24 protein-coding genes, 1 pseudogene and 1 other annotated feature (1 of these 26 cut by a window edge) are annotated in these 22782 nt (G+C 32.9%); of the genes and pseudogenes, 23 read left to right on the top strand and 2 right to left on the bottom strand.

The features are described from left to right. Positions 1 to 17 (top strand) — a sequence feature (ribosomal protein L21 leader region); it begins 56 nt to the left of the window's first position. Positions 18 to 29: 12 nt separating this feature from the next. From rplU to HMPREF0391_RS03540, 23 genes and pseudogenes are all read left to right on the top strand, one after another. After that, positions 30 to 338, top strand: coding sequence for a 50S ribosomal protein L21 (rplU, locus tag HMPREF0391_RS03645; protein WP_002835528.1), 309 nt, complete (start codon positions 30 to 32; stop codon positions 336 to 338). Beyond that, positions 338 to 679: a ribosomal-processing cysteine protease Prp gene (locus HMPREF0391_RS03640; protein ID WP_002835527.1), complete on the top strand. Its 342-nt coding sequence runs from the start codon at positions 338 to 340 to the stop codon at positions 677 to 679. Before rplU ends, HMPREF0391_RS03640 begins: the two co-directional genes overlap by 1 nt. Before the next feature lie 2 nt (positions 680 to 681). Further along, complete coding sequence (gene rpmA / locus HMPREF0391_RS03635) at positions 682 to 966, top strand: 50S ribosomal protein L27 (RefSeq protein WP_035109683.1); 285 nt, start codon at positions 682 to 684, stop codon at positions 964 to 966. Positions 967 to 1092: 126 nt separating this feature from the next. Then, positions 1093 to 2358: a GTPase ObgE gene (gene obgE / locus HMPREF0391_RS03630; RefSeq protein ID WP_002835524.1), complete on the top strand. Its 1266-nt coding sequence runs from the start codon at positions 1093 to 1095 to the stop codon at positions 2356 to 2358. 8 nt (positions 2359 to 2366) lie between these two features. Continuing rightward, entirely contained in the window at positions 2367 to 2657 is a 291-nt protein-coding gene (locus tag HMPREF0391_RS03625) for a YhbY family RNA-binding protein (protein ID WP_002835523.1), read from the top strand. After that, the gene (nadD, locus tag HMPREF0391_RS03620; protein WP_002835522.1) at positions 2650 to 3249 is read left to right on the top strand and encodes a nicotinate-nucleotide adenylyltransferase; all 600 of its coding nucleotides are present in this window, start codon (positions 2650 to 2652) and stop codon (positions 3247 to 3249) included. The genes HMPREF0391_RS03625 and nadD overlap by 8 nt, the downstream gene beginning before the upstream one ends. Then, positions 3239 to 3814 carry a bis(5'-nucleosyl)-tetraphosphatase (symmetrical) YqeK gene (yqeK, locus tag HMPREF0391_RS03615; RefSeq protein ID WP_002835521.1) on the top strand — a complete coding sequence of 192 codons (576 nt, stop codon included), beginning with the start codon at positions 3239 to 3241 and terminating at the stop codon, positions 3812 to 3814. Before nadD ends, yqeK begins: the two co-directional genes overlap by 11 nt. Then, positions 3815 to 4117: a ribosome silencing factor gene (gene rsfS, locus HMPREF0391_RS03610; protein ID WP_002835520.1), complete on the top strand. Its 303-nt coding sequence runs from the start codon at positions 3815 to 3817 to the stop codon at positions 4115 to 4117. Positions 4118 to 4126: 9 nt separating this feature from the next. Further along, positions 4127 to 4495, top strand: coding sequence for a RidA family protein (locus HMPREF0391_RS03605; RefSeq protein ID WP_002835519.1), 369 nt, complete (start codon positions 4127 to 4129; stop codon positions 4493 to 4495). 186 nt (positions 4496 to 4681) lie between these two features. Further along, the gene (locus tag HMPREF0391_RS03600; RefSeq protein ID WP_002835518.1) at positions 4682 to 7042 is read left to right on the top strand and encodes a cell wall-binding repeat-containing protein; all 2361 of its coding nucleotides are present in this window, start codon (positions 4682 to 4684) and stop codon (positions 7040 to 7042) included. Between the two features lie 385 nt (positions 7043 to 7427). After that, positions 7428 to 8138, top strand: a complete 711-nt coding sequence (locus tag HMPREF0391_RS09590; RefSeq protein ID WP_329503268.1) for an IS110 family transposase — start codon at positions 7428 to 7430, stop codon at positions 8136 to 8138. A gap of 18 nt (positions 8139 to 8156) precedes the next feature. Continuing rightward, positions 8157 to 8321: pseudogene (locus HMPREF0391_RS09585) on the top strand (transposase); the annotation flags it as partial. A gap of 24 nt (positions 8322 to 8345) precedes the next feature. After that, the gene (locus tag HMPREF0391_RS09580) at positions 8346 to 8528 is read left to right on the top strand and encodes a hypothetical protein (RefSeq protein WP_002835465.1); all 183 of its coding nucleotides are present in this window, start codon (positions 8346 to 8348) and stop codon (positions 8526 to 8528) included. Between the two features lie 201 nt (positions 8529 to 8729). Then, complete coding sequence (ychF, locus tag HMPREF0391_RS03585) at positions 8730 to 9827, top strand: redox-regulated ATPase YchF (RefSeq protein ID WP_002835515.1); 1098 nt, start codon at positions 8730 to 8732, stop codon at positions 9825 to 9827. A gap of 163 nt (positions 9828 to 9990) precedes the next feature. Next, positions 9991 to 11760: an aminopeptidase P family protein gene (locus HMPREF0391_RS03580; protein WP_002835514.1), complete on the top strand. Its 1770-nt coding sequence runs from the start codon at positions 9991 to 9993 to the stop codon at positions 11758 to 11760. 2 nt (positions 11761 to 11762) lie between these two features. Continuing rightward, positions 11763 to 13589, top strand: coding sequence for an excinuclease ABC subunit UvrC (gene uvrC, locus HMPREF0391_RS03575; protein ID WP_002835513.1), 1827 nt, complete (start codon positions 11763 to 11765; stop codon positions 13587 to 13589). A gap of 73 nt (positions 13590 to 13662) precedes the next feature. Continuing rightward, the gene (gene thiW / locus HMPREF0391_RS03570; protein WP_035109269.1) at positions 13663 to 14172 is read left to right on the top strand and encodes an energy coupling factor transporter S component ThiW; all 510 of its coding nucleotides are present in this window, start codon (positions 13663 to 13665) and stop codon (positions 14170 to 14172) included. After that, positions 14165 to 14971 (top strand): hydroxyethylthiazole kinase, encoded by an 807-nt coding sequence (gene thiM / locus HMPREF0391_RS03565; protein WP_002835511.1) that lies wholly within the window; start codon positions 14165 to 14167, stop codon positions 14969 to 14971. Before thiW ends, thiM begins: the two co-directional genes overlap by 8 nt. Next, on the top strand, positions 14949 to 15593 hold the full coding sequence (thiE, locus tag HMPREF0391_RS03560; RefSeq protein ID WP_002835510.1) for a thiamine phosphate synthase: 645 nt from the start codon (positions 14949 to 14951) through the stop codon (positions 15591 to 15593). Before thiM ends, thiE begins: the two co-directional genes overlap by 23 nt. Positions 15594 to 15595: 2 nt before the next feature. Continuing rightward, positions 15596 to 16006, top strand: a complete 411-nt coding sequence (locus HMPREF0391_RS03555; RefSeq protein ID WP_002835509.1) for a DUF5301 domain-containing protein — start codon at positions 15596 to 15598, stop codon at positions 16004 to 16006. Positions 16007 to 16145: 139 nt separating this feature from the next. Next, complete coding sequence (locus tag HMPREF0391_RS03550) at positions 16146 to 16496, top strand: GntR family transcriptional regulator (protein ID WP_002835508.1); 351 nt, start codon at positions 16146 to 16148, stop codon at positions 16494 to 16496. After that, entirely contained in the window at positions 16493 to 17827 is a 1335-nt protein-coding gene (locus HMPREF0391_RS03545) for a PH domain-containing protein (RefSeq protein ID WP_002835507.1), read from the top strand. Before HMPREF0391_RS03550 ends, HMPREF0391_RS03545 begins: the two co-directional genes overlap by 4 nt. A gap of 79 nt (positions 17828 to 17906) precedes the next feature. After that, entirely contained in the window at positions 17907 to 18863 is a 957-nt protein-coding gene (locus tag HMPREF0391_RS03540; protein WP_002835506.1) for a hypothetical protein, read from the top strand. A 44-nt stretch (positions 18864 to 18907) separates the two neighbouring features. Here HMPREF0391_RS03540 and HMPREF0391_RS03535 read toward each other — a convergent pair whose 3' ends face one another. Both HMPREF0391_RS03535 and HMPREF0391_RS03530 read right to left on the bottom strand, forming a co-directional pair. Then, the gene (locus HMPREF0391_RS03535; protein WP_002835505.1) at positions 18908 to 20554 is read right to left on the bottom strand and encodes a cell wall-binding repeat-containing protein; all 1647 of its coding nucleotides are present in this window, start codon (positions 20552 to 20554) and stop codon (positions 18908 to 18910) included. A gap of 468 nt (positions 20555 to 21022) precedes the next feature. Then, positions 21023 to 22741, bottom strand: coding sequence for a cell wall-binding repeat-containing protein (locus HMPREF0391_RS03530; protein WP_002835504.1), 1719 nt, complete (start codon positions 22739 to 22741; stop codon positions 21023 to 21025). Positions 22742 to 22782: the final 41 nt, after the last annotated feature.

Below are 22782 nucleotides of genomic sequence, written 5' to 3'. Positions count from 1 at the left end.
CGAGTCTTAAAAATGAGGAGGTGCACTAAATGTTCGCAATTATTAAAACTGGTGGAAAACAATACAAAGTTTCTGAAGGAGATGTCATTAAAGTTGAAAAAATCGAAGCTGAAGCAGGCGACAAAATCGAATTTGATCAAGTATTAATGGTGGCTGGAGACGATGTTAAAGTTGGAAGCCCTGTAGTAGAAGGAGCTAAGGTTCAAGCAGAAGTTTTAGACCAAAAGAAAGACAAGAAAATTGTTATTTTCAAATTCAAAGCTAAGAAAAACTACAGAAAGAAAAAAGGTCATAGACAACCATATACATTAGTTAAAATTGAAAAAATTGATGCTTAATGGTAACTGTCGATATTTTTAGAAAAGACGGAAAAATTGTAAAAGTCAAATCAACAGGTCATGCTGATCATGGATCCTATGGAAATGATGTGGTGTGCAGCGCTATCAGTGTTTATCTGATTAATACTGTCAACACATTTACAGAAATACTTAAGCTTGACTCTGATAAGTTGAAATTTCATTTTGAAAGCGGAGATGCTTCATTTGAAATAAACTATGACTTACTAAATGAGACTGAAATGATTCAGGTGGATATTTTGATGAAATCATTGGTATTCGCACTGGAATCAATACGAAACGAAAATATAAAACACTTGAAAATTAACTATCGGGAGGTGTAATGATGATAAAATTAGATTTACAATTATTCTCTAGTAAAAAGGGAGTAAGTTCTACTAAGAACGGTCGTGATTCCGAATCCAAAAGATTAGGAACTAAAAAAGGTGACGGCCAATACGTTCTAGCTGGTAACATATTAGTTAGACAAAGAGGAACAAAAATACATCCAGGCAACAACGTTGGAAAGGGTGGAGACGATACACTTTTCACTAAAATTGACGGAGTAGTTAAGTTCGAAAGAATTGGTAAAAACAGAAAGCAAGTTTCTGTATATCCAAAAGAAGCTTAATTTTTTAGCAACACCTTTGTTATGATTATAAATCGGATTTCCTTTTTATAATCGTAAGGTGTTGCTTTTTTAGTGGAAAATAATGTAAACTTACAAGTATAGTGAGCATTAATAAAGAGGTGAAAAATGTTTATAGATGTAGCGAAGATAGAACTTAAAGCTGGAAAAGGTGGAGACGGTTCTGTTGCATTCAGAAGAGAAAAATACGAACCATCAGGTGGCCCTGCAGGTGGCGACGGCGGAGATGGCGGTAGTATTATAATTGTCGGCGACAAAGACATTAAAACTTTGATGGATTACAGTTACAGATCCATTTACAAAGCTGAAAGTGGCGGCGACGGCAGAAATAAAAAACAATTTGGTAAAAAAGGCGAAGATTTAATTCTTAAAGTTCCAGTTGGGACTTTGGTTAAAGATTACGATACAGATACGGTTATCTACGATGTAAAACACGATAAGGAAGAATTTGTAATTTGCAAAGGCGGCAAAGGCGGAAAAGGAAATGTTCATTTCAAATCATCTATAAGACAAGCGCCAAGATTTGCAGAGCCTGGAACAAAAGGTGAAGAAAAAACAATTAAGTTAGAATTGAAGCTTCTAGCCGATGTTGGATTAATAGGACTTCCTAACGTTGGAAAATCTACACTTTTGTCGATAATGTCAAACGCAAGACCTAAAATTGCAAATTATCATTTTACGACACTTGAACCAAATCTTGGAGTGTGCAAAGTCGGAGAAAAAAGTTTCGTACTTGCAGATATTCCTGGATTAATAGAAGGCGCAAGTGAAGGGCTGGGACTTGGTCATGATTTCTTGAAACACATTGAAAGAACTAAAATTTTAGTTCACGTGTTGGATATTTCTGGAAGTGAAGGTAGAAATCCAATCGAAGATTTTGAACTTATCAATAGCGAATTGGCTTCATACAATATAAAATTGAATGATAAAAAAATGCTCGTGGTTTTGAATAAAACTGACCTAGGGGCAGAAGATAATATAAAAGAATTTAGGGAAAAATATTCTGACAAAGTTGATGAAATCGTAGAGATAAGTGCTGCTACAACTGAAAATGTGGACAAACTTATGTATTTGATTGCGGATACTTTGGATAGTATTGAAGATGATTATTCTACATTGGATGAGCAATACGTTTACTTTGAAGAAGAAAAAGAACCTGATTTCAAAGTTAGAAAAGAAAACGAAAACTACATTGTCGAAGGTCCGTTGATTGAAAACTTAATTTACAGAACAAACTTTGAGGTGTACGAATCAGTAAATCACTTACAAAAAGTTTTGGAAGACAAGGGAGTTATTCAACAATTAAAAGATTTGGGAATTCAAGATGGAGACAATGTAATTATCGGCGATGTAGAATTTGATTTTTACGAATAGGAGATAATATGATAACACCAAAACAAAGAGCAAAATTAAAAAAGATTTCTCACGGTTACAAACCACTTGTAAATATCGGCAAAGGTGGAATTTCAGAAAATACTTTGAAGCAAATAGATGATACTTTGAACAAGAGAGAAGTCATGAAGATTAAAATTCTCAACAATAATTTGGACGATAGAGATATGTTGATAGATGAAATATTGACAAAACTTGACTGTGAATTTGTCAGATATATGGGAAATATTCTAACAATTTACAGAGAATCTGAAAACAAGGTAATAGATTTAGATGATTAAAGTCGGAATAATGGGTGGGACTTTTGATCCCATTCATATAGGACATTTGATATTAGCTATGGAAGCTATTAATTACAAAAATTTGGATGAAGTGTGGTTCATTCCTACTGGTAATCCTAATTTTAAACAAGATAAAAATGTCACAGACAAACAAAAAAGATTTGAAATGGTGAAGATTGCCACACAAGATAACGACAAGTTTAAAGTATGTGATTATGAAATTAAAAAAAATGGCGTGACATATTCATGGGAAACTATGAAATATTTGAGAGAAAATTACAATCATGATTTTTATTTCATAATGGGCGAAGATTCGCTGATGAGTGTGGAAACTTGGGAAAATGCAGAAGATTTTTTGAAAAATACTAAGATTTTGGCTTGTATTAGAAGACAAGAAGAAATGTCCAAACTAGATGGAAAAATCGATGAATTAAAATCAAAGGGATATTTTGTGGAGAAAATTCCTGCGAGCTTTATAGATATTTCTTCTACGAAAATCAGAGAAAAAGTGCAATTAAATCAAGATTTTAGGTATTTCGTACCAAATCAAGTTTTTGAATATATTGTGAGAAACAAATTATATGAAAGTTAAAGAAATAGAAAATAATTTGAGCAAAATGCTCAAAAAAACGAGATACGAACACGTTTTGAGAGTAAGAGACAAGGCTATTGAATTAGCAAAACTTCACAATCAAGACGTTACAAAAATAGAATTAGCAGCGCTTCTTCACGACTGTGCAAAAAACAATGAGGAAATGTATTTGGATAAGTACAAGAAGGAATTCGAAGAGCTTAGAAATTTGCGACAAAACGATCCTGATATGGAAAATCCAAAGTTGTTGCATTGCTATTTGGGTAGAATTGTCGCTAACAAAGAATACGGCGTGAAGGACGAAGCGATTTTGGATGCGATAGAATTTCACACAACTGGTAGAATTAATATGACTGATTTTGAAAAAATAATTTACTTGGCTGATAAGACCGAAGATAAGAGAGATTATGATGACGTGGATGAAATCAGAAGATTATCCAAAATAAATTTGAATAAAGCAATTGTCAAATCACTAGATGATACGATAAAATATCTTATAGAAGGTGAGAGAGAAATATCTATCACTAGTGTTAACGTCAGAAATTATTTATTGAAGGGAGTATAGATGACTGAATTAGAGTTAGTTCAAAAAGCGATAGACGATAAGATTGGAAAAGACATTGTAACTTTGAAATTAGATTCAGCTGTTGCAGATTATTTTGTGATTGCAACTGCCAACGCACCTAACCACGCTCAATCTATTATTGATGAAGTGGAAAAAGTGTGCGACGAAAATGGTTTTGAGATTTTAGGAAAAGAAGGTTACAGCGAAGGTAACTGGATTTTGCTAGATCTTAATGATATTATAGTACATGTATTTACAGAAGAAGCACGTTCTTTCTACGATATAGAAAGATTGTGGAATTAGGAGGACAGTATGAAATTTTTACATTCAGACAAAGCACCTGCTGCAATTGGACCATATTCACAAGCAACATCTGCTAACAAAACAATTTATGTATCAGGACAACTTCCAATCGTTGATGGAGAATTACAAACTGATATAAGAAAAGCTACAAAAGCATCATTAGATAATATTTTACATATTATCGAAACTGAAGGCGGCAAAGTAGAAAACATCGCAAGAGTTGGCGTGTTCATGCAAGATTTATCACAATTTTCTGATATGAACGAAGTTTATGCAGAATTTTTTGGAGATCACAAACCAGCAAGAAGTGCAGTTCAAGTTGCAGCTCTTCCAAAAGGAGCAATAATCGAAATAGAAGCAATTGCTGAATTAGACTAAGAATTTTTCCTCTGAGTAATTTTTACTCAGGGGATTTTTTTATTTTCAAATTTTAATTTATTAATAATTTTTCTTGGTTAATTTGAAAAATTTTCAAAATTTATTTTGAATGTCAACAATTATCAAAATTGATACCATTTTGTAACTTTTTATGATATTATGTATGTATATTAGGAGGTTGTATCTATGAAGAACTTAAAAGAGATTGCTAAGGTCTCGTTTGTTGCACTGTCTGTGTCACTAATGATTTCTACAGGATCTATGGCTCAAACAGAAAACGACAAGAAAGATGTAGAAAACGAGCTTAGTGCCAAATATACATCAATTAGCACACACAATCAAAGTAAGTTGACTAAAAAAGCTAAATTGGGATACGCTAACGTAGACAACTTACAAAATGGAAAAAAGGAAAATGATGATTTGAATCGTGAAGATTTAAAATCTACAGATTTAAATAAACATATTAAGGAAAAGGAAGAAAAAACAGAAGTTTCAGATTCTACAAAAGATGAAGAAGAATCTGAAAAAGAAGTTGTGCCTAAAAAATCGGATAAAAAAGATACAGAAGAAGGCTTAGAAGTTTCGCCAATCAAAGCTGAGGAATCTGTATCAAAGGAAAATTCAGAAGAACAAGTTTCTGAAGAAAAAGAACAAGAAGCTGATGGAAAAGAAGCGCAAGATGAAGAAGTCAAGGCTTTAAATTCTGCTGGACAAATCGTTCCTACTAGAATTGCTGGTCAAAACAGATACGAATCTGCTGCACAAATTTCAAGGGAACAATTCACTAATGCAAAAAAGGTTATTGTTGTGAATGCACAAAAATACGCCGATGCATTGAGTGCGACAACTTTGTCTGATGGAAAATATTCTATTTTGTACACAGAAAAAGACTCGCTTCCAACAGCTACAAGAAATGAAATTCAAAGACTTAACCCTGTAGAAGTGTATCTTCTTGGTGGTCAACAATCCATTAGTGCTGGAATTGAAAACATATTAAAGAAATACTCAAATAAAGTTACTAGAATTGCCGGAAGAGACAGATACGAAACTAGCGCAAAAGTTGCAGCTATGAGCAAGAAAAAGAACGTAGTTATTGCAAGTGGAGAAAACTTCAGTGACCCACTTTACGCATCTTCCTATGCTTATTCCAACAACGCTAAGATTTTGTTAAGTTCTGGAAAAACTTTGTCCAGAGAAACAAGAGATTATTTACTTAGAAATAAATCTAGTATTGGAAAAGTGACAGTTGTTGGTGGAGGACAATCAATCTCATCAGCTACAGTTAGATATATTCAATCAGTAACTGGCAAAAATGTTAGTAGAATTAGTGGAAGAAACAGATACGATGGGTCTGTAAAAGTCGCAAACTCTATGAACAAGGACAAAGTGTTCATCGCAAGTGGTGAAGATTTTGCAGATGCGTTGGCTATAAGTCCATTAGCACAAAAGCTAAATGCACCGATTTTATTGAGTTCAAAAGGAAAATTAGACACAAGTGTAATTGCATTTTTGAATAATTTTAAGAACTCGATCAAGGATGTATTTATTGTTGGTGGATATAGAACAATTGATAACAACGTGTATGGTACTGTTCAAAATGTTTTGAAAAAACAAATTGCCAAACCAAAACCACAACCAAAACCACAACCAAAGCCACCAGTTGTCAAAGATCAATCAGACATAATCGAAGAAGACAAGGCGATAGGATTACACGATTTCGTAGTTGCAAAGTATTCTACAACTCTTTACAATGCTGCAAATAGTTCTGCAAAATCTGTAAGAAATATCAACACTTCAACTGTTATGCAAGTTATAAATATTTTAGATAATGGATGGATGCAATTGGATATAAATGGATTTAAAGGATATGCAAAAGTATCTGATTTTGGAATGTTCAACCCTAACAAATACAGATTAGTATTCCAACAAGGAGCGGACCTTTCAAAATTCAACCGCAATGTAAATATGAAATTAGCTAAGCAAAACGGAATGGATTTTGTAATATTAAAAGCAGGATCTGGTTACAGCGGAGAAGATCCAAAATTCCAACAAAATTACAACAATGCAAAAGCAGCAGGATTAAATGTTGGAGCATATTGGTATTCATACGCTGTAAATGTTGAAGAAGCTAAGGAAGAAGCTGTCAGATTCATGAAGATATTGGGCAAGAAACAATTTGAATACCCAGTATATTTGGATTTTGAAGATCCTTCACAACGTAAAATTCCTAAGAAAACAAAAACAGATATGGCGATTGCCTTCATGAGTATTCTCGAAAAGAATGGATTCTACACTGGATTGTATAGTTCGGCATCTTGGATTAACAATCAATTTGAAAGAGAAAGATTGAAAGATTACGACGTTTGGATTGCACATTGGCACGTTACAAATCCTAACTGCTTCACACCTGATTATGGAATGTGGCAATTTACAAATAAATCAAAAATAAAAGGCGTTTCAGATACTGGAGAAGGCGGAGTAGACATGAACTATTCCTACAAAAACTATCCAAAGATTATCAAAGATGCCAAACTAAATAATTTTTAAATTAGAGCTCTGAGAAGAGCTCTTTTTAGTACCATAAATAGTGTAAGAAAGGAAGTAATTCCTATCTTGCACTATTTTTGTATAATGAAGAAGTAGTATGACGAGGCTCTTTTAGGGTTGAAACATCCGCCATTAAAACTGTCAACTACCTTTTCATTATTCATATTCGGTTAAGCAGGTTGGGCAAAACGTCCGTGTCACAAGCTAAAAAGAGTGTAATGGTGCAGGTAGAAACTACAAAATAATAAGAAAGAAGGGAAATTATGATATCTGTAGGAATAGACATATCAAAAGAAAAAATAACAGTTTGTGCATTAGAACAAGGGAACAAAATAATTTGGAAACCCTATGATGTTTCTCTAAAAAAACAAAAGTAGAAGAATTAATAGAGAAACTAGAAAAATTAAAAGAAGAAGTAAAAATAACAATGGAAGCAACAGGAAAATATCATCTACCAATACTTTATGAATTAAAAGATAGAGGATACTTTGTAGCAGTAATAAATCCACTAAAGATGAAACAATATTGCCGAGCATTAAACTTTAGGAAAGCAAAAAATGACAAGATAGATGCAAAACAAATAGCAGAATATGGACTAATGTATTGGAAAGAATTAGAAGAATACAAAGTAGATGAAGAAAACTACAGAGTCTTAAAAGAATTAAATAGAAACTACCAACATTACATGGATTTAAGAATCAATCAAATGAACTTCATAGATCAAACAATACATCAAACATTTACAGGAATAAAAAAACTAATTACCCATGGTTCAGGAGACTTTTCAAAAGATAAACTATTAGACTTTTTGGAAAAATGGTGGCATAAAGACTTAATATTAGAAAAAACAGAAGAAGAATTTGTAGAAGAATATAAAACGTGGGCAAAAGAAAAGAGATACCATCCAAATGCAAACAAAGCAAAAGCCATTTACCAATTAGCAGAGGATAGTATCTCAACACAACCTTCCCATAACACAAAAATAGAAACAAATATCAGAGAAGGAATAAACCTGATAAAACAAATAAATCAGATTCTAAATAGAATTTTATCACAAATGATAGAAATATCCGAGCCCTTAGAAGAATATCAATAAGCAAAAAAATTCTCAGGAATATCAGAAAAATTAGCAGTACAAATAGTAGCAGAATTTGGCGACCTATCAAAATTTAAAAACAAAAAAAGCCTAATATCCTTTATAGGGATAGACGCACCACCATATGAATCAGGAAACTTTAAAGCAGATCAAAGAAAAATAAGTAAAAGAGGAAACGCAATACTAAGAAAAGTGGGCTACCAGGCAATGAAATGTATGATGAGTGCTAAAAAACCAGAAAATGAAATATATAAGTACATGATAAAAAAAGAAAAAGAAGGAAAAGCCAAAAAAGTATGTAAATTTGCAGGATTAAACAAATTCTTAAGAATCTACTATGCAAGAGTTATGGAATCAAAAGCCCAAAAACAAGAATTAAAAGTAGCATAATATTTAGAACAACATTAAGAAGCAAGCCGATTGATTACACTCGGCTTGTTTGCCATGCACTAATTTAATTACTCAAATAATCAAATAACCTGAAATTAATTTCAGGTTATGCTTGACTTTTGTTAGCAGGTTTAAATGCGTATAATTTACAAAAAATATGGTATATGGTAAAATTTGAGTTAGTTAAAAGGAGTGAATGATATGAAATTAGGTATTGTGGGGCTTCCAAATGTAGGAAAGTCCACACTTTTTAATGCGATAACAAAAGCAGGTGCAGAAATGGCAAACTATCCATTCTGTACGATAGATCCTAACATCGGACTTGTAAATGTTCCTGATGAAAGAGTGTATAAATTAGCAGAACTTTTTAATTCCAAAAAAATTATTCCAGCGACAATCGAATTTTACGATATTGCAGGACTTGTAAAAGGCGCAAGCAAGGGCGAAGGTTTGGGAAATAAATTTTTGGAAAATATTAGAGAATCTGATGCCATTGTTGAAGTTCTAAGATGCTTTGAAGATGAAAATATAGTTCACGTTGATGGTTCAGTGGATCCACTTAGAGATATCGACACTATCAACTACGAACTTATTTTGTCTGATTTGGAAATGGTTGAAAGAAGATTAGAAAAATCCAGAAAAGCTTTGAAAGGTAATAAGGATTTGAAGGAAGAAGTAGATCTTCTTGAAAAAATCTACGACGTTTTGTCAGAAGGAAAATCAATCAGAATCTTGGATTTGGATGAAGATGAAATGAAACTTATGAGAAGCTTCAATCTTTTGAGCGTAAAGCCAATAATTTACGTGTGCAATGTAAGTGAAGATGAAGTAGCGGATGCTTATGAAAACAACGAAATGGTTCAAAAAGTAAAAGATTTTGCAAAATCAGAAGATGCAAAAGTAGTTGTAATTTCTGCGCAAATTGAATCGGAAATTTCTGCGTTGGACAGCGAAGAAGATAAGAAAGAATTCTTGGAAGCAATCGGTCTTGAAAAATCAGGAATCGACGATTTGATTACACAAAGCTATGATTTATTGGGACTTATGAGTTTCTTGACAACAGGAGAAGATGAAACTCGTGCTTGGACTATCAAGAAAAACACTCCTGCAGTACAAGCAGCTGGTAAAATCCACACAGATATTCAAAGAGGATTTATCAGAGCAGAAATCGTGAACTACGATGATTTAATCGAATTAAAATCAATGGCTGCAGTTAGAGAAAAAGGCCTAATGAGATTGGAAGGTAAAGAGTATTTAATGCAAGATGGAGATGTAGTTCATTTTAGATTTAATGTATAGAATAGAATTATATCTTAAAATATCAAAAACCAGTTAAAGGTATTGGTAATATATTAGCATAATTTTCAAACTAGGTATTAATTTACCTAGTTTTTTTGTTAGCGTGAAAATAAACATCGTTATTTTTTGTGATATAATTATTATAACTACGAGGAGGTAATTTATGATTACAGAAAGATTAGAAAAGCTAAGAAAAAAAATGAGCGAAAGAAATATCGATGCGTATGTTGTATTATCGAGCGATCCTCATACATCTGAATATTTAGCAGATTATTATAAAACTAGAAAATATATTACTGGATTTAGTGGTAGTGCAGGAACTGCTGTAATTTTGAAGAAAAAAGCAGCTTTGTTTACTGACGGAAGATATTTTATTCAAGCTGCAAAAGAACTTGAAGATTCTACTGTAGATTTGATGAAGATGGGAGAACCTGGTGTTCCTACTTTGATTGAATATTTGAAAGAAAATGTTCCTGAATGCGGAAAAATAGGCGTTGACGGACTTACTTTGGACTATAACGATTACTATCAATGGTTAGAAAAATTAGGCGACAGAATGATAATCACTGATGTGGATTTTGTTGGTGATATTTGGGAAGATCGTCCTGAAAAGCCAAACTCAAAAGCTTATGCATTTGATGTGAAGTACTGTGGAAAAGATACTAAGACCAAATTAAAAGAGTTGAGATATTTCATGGATTCCAATGAATGTGATTATAACTTTATCGGTTCTTTGGACGATATTTGCTACCTTTACAATATTAGAGGTAACGATGTTTTGTACAATCCAGTTATCATAAGTTATGCATTAGTTGGAAAAGATTTTGCTAATTTGTACATTGAAGATGAAAAAATTGATGACGATTTGGTTGAATTGTTGAAAGAACAAGGTGTTACTGTAAAATCTTACGAAAAAGTGTTCGAAGATTTGAGTGGACTTCCTGGTAAGAGCGTTTTGTTCTTGGATCCTTCTAAGACAAATGTTAGAATTTACAATTCAATTAATTCAAATATCAGAATTTCAAAAGGAATTCAACCTACAACTTTGATGAAGGCTCACAAGAACGAAACAGAAATCAAAAATCAAAAGAATGCTTACATCAAAGATGGTGTTGCGTTGATTAAGTTTTTCAATTGGGTAGAAACAGGTACGCCAACTGGAAATGTTACTGAAATGAGTGCAGCTGATAAGTTGAGATATTTCAGAGAACAAGGCGATTTGTTCATGGATTTGAGTTTCGGAACTATATCTGCTTATGGAGAAAATGCGGCACTTCCTCATTACGAACCATCTGTTGATCACCCAGTGACATTACAACCAAAAGGATTGTACTTGGTTGACAGTGGTGCGCAATATTTGGACGGAACTACTGATATTACTCGTACAGTTGCTCTTGGTGAGTTGACTGATGACGAAAAACTTCACTACACTTTAACTTTGAAATCACACATCAATTTGATGACTACAATTTTCCCTAAGGGAACAAAATCATCAAGCTTGGATCCAATTGCTAGAAGACCTATTTGGCAAGAATTGTTGGATTTCAGACACGGAACAGGCCATGGTGTTGGATTCTACCTTGGAGTTCACGAAGGCCCACAAAGAATTTCTTCAATGAACAACGACATCGACATGGACGAAGGAATGGTTACAAGTGACGAACCAGGAATTTATATCGAAGGTTCACACGGAATTAGAATCGAAAATATTATGCACTGCATCAAAGTTGGAGAATCTGAATTCGGTGAGTTCTTGGGATTTGAATCATTATCTATCTGCCCAATCGACACAAGACCTGTTATCAAAGAAAAATTACTTCCTTTCGAATTAGAATGGTTGAATAATTACAACAAAGAATGCTACGACAAATTATCGCCTTATTTGGAAGGATCTGACTTAGAATATCTTGAGCAACAAACAAAAGCAATATAGAAATGTTTGATATTAAAAAAGAACTGCAAAAAGTACCTCACAAACCAGGCGTGTATATTATGCACGATAAAAATGACGAGATAATCTACGTTGGTAAGGCGATTGATTTGAGAAGACGTGTGGGTCAATATTTTGATTCATCACAAAAACTTGCGAAGGTCGCCGCAATGGTAAGTCACGTAGAATATTTTGAGTATATTATCGTAAATAATGAATGTGAAGCTTTGGTTCTTGAATCAAACTTAATCAAGAAAAACAGCCCGAAATACAACATCGTTTTAAGAGACGATAAGCAATATCCCTACATCAAAATCACGAACGAAAAGTTTCCAAGAGTTTTGAAAACTAGACGTGTGCTTAAGGATAAGGCAAAGTATTTTGGGCCTTTTCCTAATGCTTATGCAGTTAATGATATTATAGATTTAATTCACGAAACGTACAAAATCAGAACGTGTAATTTGAATTTTGATAAGGGTCAAACATTGAAGAGACCTTGCTTGAACTACTACATCAATCGTTGTGATGGAATGTGCGTTTATGACGTGGACGAAGAAGATTACAACAAAGAATTATTAGAAGTGGAAAATTTCTTGAATGGTCGTGAAGATGAACTGACTAAGAAATTGACCGATAAAATGATGGCTGCATCCAAGAATTTGAACTTCGAATTGGCAGCGAAATTCAGAGATTCTATCGCGAATATACAAGTGATTTTGGAAAAACAAAACATAACCAACACCAAGGGATTGGACTTGGATATGATATCCATGGCGAGAGAAGCTGAGACTGTATGTGTTCAAGTGTTTTTCATGAGAAATGGGAAAATCATCGAAAGACAGCATTTTATTATTGACAATAAATACGAAGAATCAAATGAACACATTGTGGGAGAATTTTTCAAACAATTCTACATTGATTTGACGTATGTTCCGAAACAAATCCTAACTGATATTGATATCGAAGACCGAGAACTTATCGAAGAAATGCTAACGGAGAAAAAAGGTTCCAAGGTCGAAATCAAAATTCCTAAAAGAGGCAACAAGACAGACCTCTTGGAAATGGTCAGAGTAAATGCAAAAGAAGGATTGGACAAATACATCTCCAGACATTTAAAAAGGGAACGCAATCGCGAGAATGCAATCCTGGATTTGCAAGACATCACAGGAGTTAAACCAATTGATAGAATTGAATGTTACGATATTTCCAACACAAGTGGTGTGGATTCTGTGGGAAGTATGATTGTGTTCAAAAACGGCACGAAATCTCCCAAAGATTATCGTAAATTCAAAATCAAAACCGTAGAGGGTGCAGATGATTACGCATCGCACAAAGAAGTGTTGACCAGAAGATTCAGAAGGCTTTTGGATTCTGATAAAAAAGACAACAGCTTTGACGAAATGCCTTCTATAATTTTGATGGATGGTGGCAAAGGTCAAGTCAACATTGCAAAAGAAGTGTTGGACGAATTCAACTTGGATATTCCAATTTTGGGTCTTGTAAAAGACGATAAGCATAGGACGCGTGGGATAATTTACGAAAACGACGAAATCAGATTGAAAGTGAACACTCCTTTGTACAGGTTGTTGTTTGCAATTCAAGAAGAAACACACAGATTTGCCATCAATTATCACAGAAAACTTCACGAAAAAAACTTCAAGAAATCTGAATTAGACAACATAAAATTAATCGGGAAAAAAAGGAAAAAAGCTTTGATGAAACATTTCAAAACGCTTGATAGAATAAAAAAAGCCAGTGTAGAAGAGCTTTGCGAAGTAGATGGAATGAATGAAAAAGCAGCAGAAAATATAGTGAATTATTTTAAGCAATAATTTGCTATATTTTTTTATTGTAAAGAATTATTGATTGATGGTAAGATATAAGGTAGTGAAGGATGGATGGTTTATGACAAGAAATAATTCAACTTTAATTAAAATGATAATGCTTTCAATATTTGTCGCAATTGGCGTTGTAATATCTCCGATTTTAAGAGTTGTAGGATTTTGTCCGACGCAACATTTTGTAAATATCGTGTGTGCGGTGTTTTTGGGACCGTGGTATGCATTGTTGTGTGCAACTTTGATTGGAATAATCAGAATGTCACTTATGGCAATACCACCGTTAGCACTTACAGGAGCGGTATTTGGTGCGTTTTTATCGGGTGTGCTATATAAGAGAACGAATAAATTGATTATGGCTTGTATAGGCGAAGTTATTGGCACAGGAATAATAGGATCGATCGTAAGCGTTCCTGTTATGAAGTTTTTCTTTGGGAAAAGCAATTTGACGTTGTTTTTCTACACACCGTCTTTTATTCTAGCGACATTAATGGGAGCGACTGTTGCATATGCATTTTTAAAAGCTATGCAAAAAAATAAAATGCTGGACAAATTAAAGGAAAGTATCAATGGATGATTTGAAAAACAAACTTTCAGAAATTTATTCTGAGCTTTATAACAAAAACAATCTGATTCATTGCCTTACAAATGCGATATCCATCAATGATATGGCAAACGCTGTACTAAGTGTTAACCAAAGCCCGTTTATGGCAGATAATCCTAGAGAAGTGGAAGATGTTACGAAAAATTGTGATTCTCTACTTATAAATCTTGGGAATATAACTGATTACAGAATAGAATCAATCAAAAAATCGGTGCGAATCGCAAATGAAAATAAAGTCCCAATCACGTTGGATTTGGTGGGAGTGAGTGCGTCACGATTAAGGCTTGATTTAACGCTAGAAATCTTGCAAAAACACAAGGTAACTTGCATAAAGGGAAATTATAGTGAGATAAAATCACTGTGCATTGAAGATCTTAGCACAAAAGGTGTGGATTCAAAAAAACTTGAAGTAAACGATGTGATAAATTACTGCAAGGATTTACACGACAAATACCATTCAATCGTTGTAGCAACTGGACAGACAGATATTGTGTGTGCAAATGAAATTTATCTACTTAACAATGGAGATGAAAGGCTTTCGAAAATCACTGCGACAGGTTGTGTTGTGGGAAGTTTGATAGCATGTACACTTAGTGTATCGCAATCGATAGAGGCATGTATTCTGGCAATTAGTATGATGAATATTAGCTGTGAAATGGTGGATAAAAATGTTGGACTTAGTTCGTTTAAAATCGGCTTGTATGATAATTTATCCAAAATAAAATGGGAGCAAATAAAGGAGAATATAAATGCGAGAAAAGTTGAATCTTAGCTTGTACTTGGTTACTGATAGAACTAATGTAGTTGACGAAGAAAAATTTCTAACAAAAATCGAAGAAGCACTCAAAGGTGGAGTGACATTGGTGCAACTAAGAGAAAAAAATATTTCTACAAAGGAATACATAGATTTGGCAAAAAAAGTGAAAACAATCTGCGATAAATTCGATGTACCACTTTTAATTGACGATAGAATCGACGTTTGCTTGGCAAGTGACTGCGCTGGAGTTCACCTTGGAGACGAAGATATGGAAATCGAAGATGCAAGAAGAATTTTGGGCGATAATTACATTATCGGTGCAACTGCAAAAAGCGTAGACAGAGCTATCCAATGTGAAAAAGAAGGCGCAGATTATCTTGGAGTTGGGGCGATTTATCCAACGAAAACCCACGTTAAAACGAAAATAACATCGGTTGAGACTCTAATAGATATCAACAATAGCATAAGCATAAAAACAGTCGCTATTGGCGGTTTAAATGAGGATAACATGGATGTATTGAAAAGTAGTGGTGCAAGTGGGATAGCAGTCGTAAGAGCATTGATGAATGATGACAATCCACAAGATAAAGCACACAGATTATTAGAAAAATCAAAACAAATTTTAGAATTGAGGTAATTATGAAAAACAAAATTAGATTAGTACTGTTAGTTATGGTGTTGATGTTGGTTATGGTATCCTGCAAAAAAGCAAATCCAATAACACTTCCAAACGCTAATGATTCACAAGTAATCACAGTTACAAAAATCGAGGAAAACAAGGAAGGACCAACGGCGTCCATCACTTCGAAAAAAGATATCGTGGACACAATAAAATTGATACAAGAAAAAGCAAAACCAACTAGGAAAAAATCAAACAACGATACTCCAGCGAATACAAAAGATTTCAGAAAAATGGAAATATTCTACGGAAAAGATGAAAAAATGACGTTGTATTTGTATCAAAACAAAAAATACTACATCGAAAAACCATACGAAGGAGTATGGGAAATCGACAAGGATACGTTTAACAAATTAATAGGTGCGATGTAGTTTTATCGTAGAAATTTATTGGTAGGTAAACCATCATATTAAAAATTTAGAGTGCATTTCGATGCGCTCTTTTTTTCTTTGAAAAAATATTGCATCTGTGTCTAATCTGTATTATAATAAGTAATACAAGGAGGACAGGATGATTAACATAAATACGACGAGTGATGTTCCAATTTACACTCAAATTCGAAACGAAATTATTAGAGAAATTGCCAATGGCAACTTACAAAATGGCGACGAACTTCCTTCTGTTAGGCAATTTGCAAATGATTTGGGAATTAATCCTATGACAATTAGTAAGGCCTACAACATTTTGAAGGACGAAAAAATTATTGTAATAGACAGAAGAGTTGGGGCTAAGATTTGCGTGGACGAAGGTTATTCACGAAATTCATTCGAAGATGAATTGAAACTACTATTGATGGAAGCGAAAATTCGCGGCAAATCACAAGAGTATATTAAAAATATAGTGGAGGAAATTATAAAATGATGTTGCAATTTATTTTATTTTTTAGTTTGGTGTTTATTTTGTTCATCATGCGAAGAATGAACATTTATACATTGAAAATAAATGATACGTTTATGTTGTTCACCAATTTTCCAAGAGGTCATGAAGATGATGAGTTTATCGTAGATTTATTGGGAAAAACGAAGAAAAAATTGAATATTTTATTTGCAGTTAGCATGATTTTATCTTTTATTGTGTTGCTTGACTACGACTGGATAATGCTTGTGTACTACAATTTAATAGTTGTTTATCTTGTGAGTGCAAATATTATCGAATACAACGCAATGAAAAGAATACGACAATACAAAAAAGACAATAACATATCGACTGAGAGTAGTATTTTGACGTATGATTTGAAGACTTCAAGAGATATTGAGAAAAAGAAAATCAAACTAAAGGCATGGATTATTCCACTGGTAGTTCAAATCGTACTGTTGGTAGCTTTTTTCAAAAATAGTGAGATGTTTTTCGTCTACATTTTGTTGCTAGTAGCAATGAGTGCAAGTACGATATTAACGGGATGGTTTTTGGGCAAGAAAAACATTAAAGTTTATTCTACAAATTCTGATGAAAACTTAAAGTTGAATGAAGAAAGCATCATAAAAATACAACAAACAATGTACGCGATATATATTATGTTTATCGTTTTGGGATTTGTCGTAGCTTACTATTCATCAAAAGACATTTACAAGATATTTCCAATACTTTCCTATATTGTTTTGTACACTATAGCTATACTATTGGCTCTTTTTAAATACCAAACCCTAGCAAAAAATTTAACTGCGATTAATAGCGACTTGTACAATGGGGACTTCTTTGATCCGTGGGGTTATTACAATCCGAAAGATGACAGACTTATGGTTGAAGATGTTAGCGTAAGAAATGGCAATATGACTTTTAACAGGGCAAAATTATCAGGCAAAATACTCTATGCATTGACTGCTGTTTTATTGATTTCAGTTGAATTTTTGATGATAAATATGAGTTTACCTAAAACTTACACCGTAGATAACACACCGAGCACTCTTACAGTCTCTGAATCTATTTATACTACTGTGATTGACAAAAAATCAATTGAAAAAGTTGAGCTAATCGAAGACATCGGTAAAACAGATGGCGTTAGATTGAACGGAACGTCATTGAAACATTATTCATATGGAAAGTTTTCAATAAAAGGAATTGGAAACTGTGATGTGTACATTCACAACGACAATCCAAGGGCTATTTGGATAAAGACTAAGGATAACAAAAACCTTGTGTTCAATTTCCCAACTGAAAAAGAAACCGAAAAGTTTTATAAAAATTTACGCTAATTGTATTTTTTGTAAATTCTGGGTATATATTAATTAATAAATATTAGCAGAAGTATTTTATTGGTACGGGAGGGAATTTATGAAAAAATTTTTGATGGTTGCATTGTGTATGATGATGCTTGTGTCTTGTGGGAAAAAGGAAGTGTACAAGGGCGTAGAATCCAGCGTAAAAGTAGACAGAATCAAAAAAATGGATTCTCACAACAAATACACAGATAAATTAAAGGACTCTGAATTTATTCAGAAACTGTATGGAGATAAAATTGTCGTGTTAAAAGACGGCAAGAACTTTATTTACGACGGTTCCAAGGATGAATTGGTACAGTTAGATGATGCATACGGAATACACGATGTCGATAAAAAAGATTATCTCCTTTACAAATCAGATGAAGATTTAGCTTCTAAACTTATGATTAAAACAGATGATGGAATGAAAAATCTGACATCCACAGAACATATTAGTGATGCTAAGTTGTTGGATAAAAATGTGTACGCTATGATTTTGCGTTCCGATTCTCCAATTAAATTTTTCGAATGTGAAATATTCAAGAATAATAATGATACATTTGAATCTACTGGCAAGATTGGGAAATTAATCAAAAACGATAAGTCTGTAATGTATATGCATTATGAGAAGGACAAATTAACTGTCAAAGATATGGATGATAAGGAAGTCTTCAGTAGAGATTTGAAAGAGGATGAGTATCCTATTGATGTTGTGATGAATGATAAAGACGTTTTCTATTCTTTGTACGATTTTAAGACTGGAAATTCAAGGTTGTACAAGAATGATAAGTTGATTATGGAATCTACGATAAAAGGTTATGAAAATGTATTGAAAAGATTTAAAGTATCCAAGAAATATATGACTTGGTTGGACAATAAAATTGCGTATAATTTAGAAAAAGATAAGCTAGTATTTTTTGAAGATGCAAAAGATGACATGATGATCGTACCAGTAGGAGATAGCGTGTACAGTTTGAAAATTAAAAACTCAATTGGAGTTTTCGATGATGAAACAATAAAATTCAAATAGACAATCAAAAAAGCAATGATTCCGATGAATCATTGCTTTTGAATTTAACCTAATAATCTTCTTGCTGTAACGAATGTTCTTTGGTAATAACTTGAGTTGATATCTGATAAGATAACCCCTGTTGATGGTGTAGAAGCGTGGATTAATTTGTTGTTACCAACGTAAATTCCAACGTGACTTATTCCGCCACCACCTGTTGCGAAGAACATCAAATCGCCTTTTTTCAAGTTTGATTTGGAAACTTTGTGTCCATAAGAAACTTGTGATCTTGAGCTTGGACTTATTGAAATTCCATAAGCTTGTTTGTAAAGATAAGATGTAAGTCCTGAACAGTCGAATGATCTAGGACCGTGAGTTCCCCAAACGTAAGGCTTACCTAATTGTTTGTAAGCAAGAGTTACGATTTTGTCTAATTTACTAGTTTCTTCTTGAGCTTGTTTTTTAGGTACGTTTACTAATGCATCTACTTTTGGTTTTGCTTGTAGTGATTTACCAGCTAACAAATCTTTAATTCCGTTAACTACGAAATTATCGATAGTATTTTTGCCACCAAATACCATTGTGTACATGATGTTTGATTTGTTTTGTCTGAAGAAAGATTCCACAGAGTTTGATTTTTGTTCTTGTGTTTTGTAATCTTCGTTTCTTGGAACGTCCATTTTCTTAACCAAAACAATTGGTGCGTTGTATTTTTGAGCTACAGGAGATGCAGCAAGTACATCTACAAATTTTTCTCCACTAGCTACGATTGTTCTTTCAGAATTTACACCGACTTGTTTTGCAACTTTTACAGATGTTTGGTATCTGTCATGTCCTGCAATTCTAGTAACTTTTGCAAGTTTTGAAAGTTCGTTTTCAACAGCTTTTGAAACTGAATTTTCTCCACCTACTATAGTGATGTCTTCTAAAAGACCTTTTTTGCTGAAAGAGTTTAAGTATTCTTTGATTGATTTTGGAACTTCATTCTTTTTAACTAATAGAACTGGAGCGTTCTTTTTCTTAGCTAAAGAAGTAGAAGAAATCGAATCTGCAAAGTTTTCACCAGATGCGATAACTACGTTTTGTTTCTTGTTAGAAACTGGGTGAGACGTAGTAGCTGATTTTGCATTAACTTCGTATCTGTCTTTGCCTTTTACTCTGATGACTTCAATTCCCATACCGTTTAATTCGTCAACTACTTTTGAACTAATAGTTTTTTCGCCACCAGTTATGTAGACTTTTTTGACGCCTTTCAAAGCTTCTTTTGTCAAGTTGTCTAATTTGTCAGAATCAGTGTAAAGAATAGGTGATTTACCATTTGAAATGTTTGTTGCACTGATTGAGTCTGAAAATTCGTTAGAATTCACAACTACGGCAGTATCTGCATTTTTGAATTCTTTTTCTTTGATTTTCTTAGCTGTTTCAAATCTGTTTTTTGCGTCAATTCTTTCTGTTTTGGCACTCTTTTGTGATTTGACTTCAACTTCTTTTTCTTCTTTATTAACTTGATTTTTATTAGATATTACTTTGTTATTTTCATCTAGCTTTACTTGTATCTTAGTTGTTGTTTCAGTTTTACTTGAATTATCTAATATAGCTTTAACATTTGTTTCTGACTTGTTATTTTCATTATCTGCAAATGAAACATTTGCTCCCAAAGATAATGATACAGCCAAAGTCATTACAAGAAGTGGCTTCTTAAAATTATTCATGTATCCTCCTAATATACTTCAATGAGCTAATTTTAATTGCTCATTATTTTTGTAACCAATTTGTAACTTATTCAAATTACTCTAATAGTTTACAAGAATTTTTCATAAGTTTCAAACAAATTTGACATTTATTGGTTTAATTTGTACAATGTGCTAGATTTTATGTAAAATTTGCTCAAAACTATTTACAAATCCAAAATTTTGTGAATTACTTGAAAATTACACTTCGCATAAAATAGGGAATGGTTTGTAACCAATTTGTAACTTTTGTACAAAAACATAAAAAACACCATTCAAAAGGCTAATTATTAAAAAAATGTAACAAATACGGTTTTTAATGAAAAATCGCTTAAAATTTATATGATAATGAGTGAAAACTGACATTGTATATCAAAATCATTGTAAAAAATTACATTAAAAAAGCACTGATTTTAATCAGTGCTTGGAAGTTATATTATAGTAGTTATATTATAAAATGTAGATTTTGACGTTTCTAACTCCCCAGTTACGTGATTGTGCTTTAGTATCCATAACTACATCAATTTTATTTCCTTTAATAGCTCCGCCAGTGTCTTCTGCTGTAGCAAATCCGTATCCTTCTACGTATACTCTTGTTCTCAAAGGAATAACTCTTGGGTCTACTGCGATAACACCGCGTCTAATCTTAGTTCCGATTGCTGTAACATTCCATCCACCGTTTTCTCTAGGATCAGAAGTGTAAGCTGTCGATCTTACTGTGAATACTCTTTTTGCTTTTGCAAGTTGAGCTTGTAATGAATCTACAGGTTTTTCAACCTTTTTAGATTTTTCAGTTGTACTTTTTCTCAATTCAGCTTTTTCTTTTTTGTATAATGCATCTGCTTTTGGTGCAGTTTTAAGATTTTTACCTGCTAACAAATCAGATATTGATGATGATACGAAATCAGAAATTGAATGATTTCCTTCACAAACTATAACTTGGTCTATGGATTTGTTGTTCTTAAAGAATGCTTCCATAGTAGAGTTTTTGTCGTTTGAAGAATAATCTTTTGTTCTTGTTACATCGTTAGGTTTTGTCAATATTAAAGAAGCATTTAACTTAGTAGCAACAGGTGTCATTAATAATGCATCGTTGTAACCATTACCTTCAGTTACGATTACTCTTTTTGCATTAGGGTTAACTTGTTTTGCAACTTTTACGTTAGTAGTGTATCTGTCACGACCAGCAATCCTACTTACATTATTACTGAAAGTTTTTAAGTATGATTCTACTTGTTGAGATACTGATAAGTTACCACCAACGATTGTTATACTTCCTATAGCATTGTTTCTCTTCAAAGATAACAAATAACCTTTGATAGATGTAGGAACTTCATTTTTTCTAACGAAAAGTATAGGAGCTTTTTTGTTTTGAGCTAAAATAGCAGATGATATAGCATCACTATGATTTTCGCCTGAAGTTATAAGTATATTTGTTTTTTGTTTTGTATTTGGATTATGTGTTTTTGCTGCAACCTTAGAATTAACTTCGTATCTATCGTGTCCAGCAATTCTTTCTACAATTATTCCCAAACTTTTAAGTTGTTCAACAACTGAATTGCTAACGGATTTTTCTCCACCTAAGATGTAAACTTTTTTAGGGTTGTTAGCTTTTAAGTTTGCCAAAGTTTTACTATCTAATGAAGATTGGTTAGTAAATAATATTGGAGTGTTACCTCTTGATAATGAAACAGCAGATAGTGAATCTACAAATGTTGAGCTATTTGTCAAAATAACTGTGTTTGATTCTGAAAAATATTCATCTCTTATATTAGTAGCTGTTTCGTATTTACTTGATGAAGTGATTTTCTTCACATCGGCTCTTTTAACTGCTTTTACTTCAGCAGGTTTTTTCAAAAGTTCTTTTGAATCTTCAAAGCCTTCTGTCAAATCTTCCTTACTAGTTTCTTTTTTATCTTCTTTTTCAGTATTTTCAGTATTAACTTTTTCAGTTTGTTGTGCACCATTGGATTTGATGGAATCCTCTGTATTCACATTTTCTTGATCTTTAATTGTATTTTGCAAATTTGTAGTGTAATTTAAAGCGTCATGTTTTACTTCTTCTACAAGCTTTGTATTGTCAACATCAGCAAATGAAGAAGTTGCATTTAAAGCAGAAAAGGTAAACATTAATCCCATCACTAACAATGGTTTTTTTATATTGTTCATTTTTCCTCCTAATTTTACGATTAAAAGTTTTTAATCTGCAA

The sequence above is a fragment of the Finegoldia magna ATCC 53516 genome (assembly GCF_000159695.1).
Taxonomy (GTDB): Bacteria; Bacillota; Clostridia; order Tissierellales; family Peptoniphilaceae; genus Finegoldia; species Finegoldia magna_F.
The sequence above is the reverse complement of the archived record's forward strand: the minus strand, read 5'-3'. Positions and strand labels throughout refer to the sequence as shown.

Bases quoted from the DNA above. Each gene is read 5' to 3' on its own strand.
- rplU (WP_002835528.1), top strand. From the start codon at position 30: ATGTTCGCAATTATTAAAACTGGTGGAAAACAATACAAAGTTTCTGAA.
- HMPREF0391_RS03640 (WP_002835527.1), top strand. From the start codon at position 338: ATGGTAACTGTCGATATTTTTAGAAAAGACGGAAAAATTGTAAAAGTC.
- rpmA (WP_035109683.1), top strand. From the start codon at position 682: ATGATAAAATTAGATTTACAATTATTCTCTAGTAAAAAGGGAGTAAGT.
- obgE (WP_002835524.1), top strand. From the start codon at position 1,093: ATGTTTATAGATGTAGCGAAGATAGAACTTAAAGCTGGAAAAGGTGGA.
- HMPREF0391_RS03625 (WP_002835523.1), top strand. From the start codon at position 2,367: ATGATAACACCAAAACAAAGAGCAAAATTAAAAAAGATTTCTCACGGT.
- nadD (WP_002835522.1), top strand. From the start codon at position 2,650: ATGATTAAAGTCGGAATAATGGGTGGGACTTTTGATCCCATTCATATA.
- yqeK (WP_002835521.1), top strand. From the start codon at position 3,239: ATGAAAGTTAAAGAAATAGAAAATAATTTGAGCAAAATGCTCAAAAAA.
- rsfS (WP_002835520.1), top strand. From the start codon at position 3,815: ATGACTGAATTAGAGTTAGTTCAAAAAGCGATAGACGATAAGATTGGA.
- HMPREF0391_RS03605 (WP_002835519.1), top strand. From the start codon at position 4,127: ATGAAATTTTTACATTCAGACAAAGCACCTGCTGCAATTGGACCATAT.
- HMPREF0391_RS03600 (WP_002835518.1), top strand. From the start codon at position 4,682: ATGAAGAACTTAAAAGAGATTGCTAAGGTCTCGTTTGTTGCACTGTCT.
- HMPREF0391_RS09580 (WP_002835465.1), top strand. From the start codon at position 8,346: ATGAAATGTATGATGAGTGCTAAAAAACCAGAAAATGAAATATATAAG.
- ychF (WP_002835515.1), top strand. From the start codon at position 8,730: ATGAAATTAGGTATTGTGGGGCTTCCAAATGTAGGAAAGTCCACACTT.
- HMPREF0391_RS03580 (WP_002835514.1), top strand. From the start codon at position 9,991: ATGATTACAGAAAGATTAGAAAAGCTAAGAAAAAAAATGAGCGAAAGA.
- uvrC (WP_002835513.1), top strand. From the start codon at position 11,763: ATGTTTGATATTAAAAAAGAACTGCAAAAAGTACCTCACAAACCAGGC.
- thiW (WP_035109269.1), top strand. From the start codon at position 13,663: ATGACAAGAAATAATTCAACTTTAATTAAAATGATAATGCTTTCAATA.
- thiM (WP_002835511.1), top strand. From the start codon at position 14,165: ATGGATGATTTGAAAAACAAACTTTCAGAAATTTATTCTGAGCTTTAT.
- thiE (WP_002835510.1), top strand. From the start codon at position 14,949: ATGCGAGAAAAGTTGAATCTTAGCTTGTACTTGGTTACTGATAGAACT.
- HMPREF0391_RS03555 (WP_002835509.1), top strand. From the start codon at position 15,596: ATGAAAAACAAAATTAGATTAGTACTGTTAGTTATGGTGTTGATGTTG.
- HMPREF0391_RS03550 (WP_002835508.1), top strand. From the start codon at position 16,146: ATGATTAACATAAATACGACGAGTGATGTTCCAATTTACACTCAAATT.
- HMPREF0391_RS03545 (WP_002835507.1), top strand. From the start codon at position 16,493: ATGATGTTGCAATTTATTTTATTTTTTAGTTTGGTGTTTATTTTGTTC.
- HMPREF0391_RS03540 (WP_002835506.1), top strand. From the start codon at position 17,907: ATGAAAAAATTTTTGATGGTTGCATTGTGTATGATGATGCTTGTGTCT.
- HMPREF0391_RS03535 (WP_002835505.1), bottom strand. From the start codon at position 20,554: ATGAATAATTTTAAGAAGCCACTTCTTGTAATGACTTTGGCTGTATCA.
- HMPREF0391_RS03530 (WP_002835504.1), bottom strand. From the start codon at position 22,741: ATGAACAATATAAAAAAACCATTGTTAGTGATGGGATTAATGTTTACC.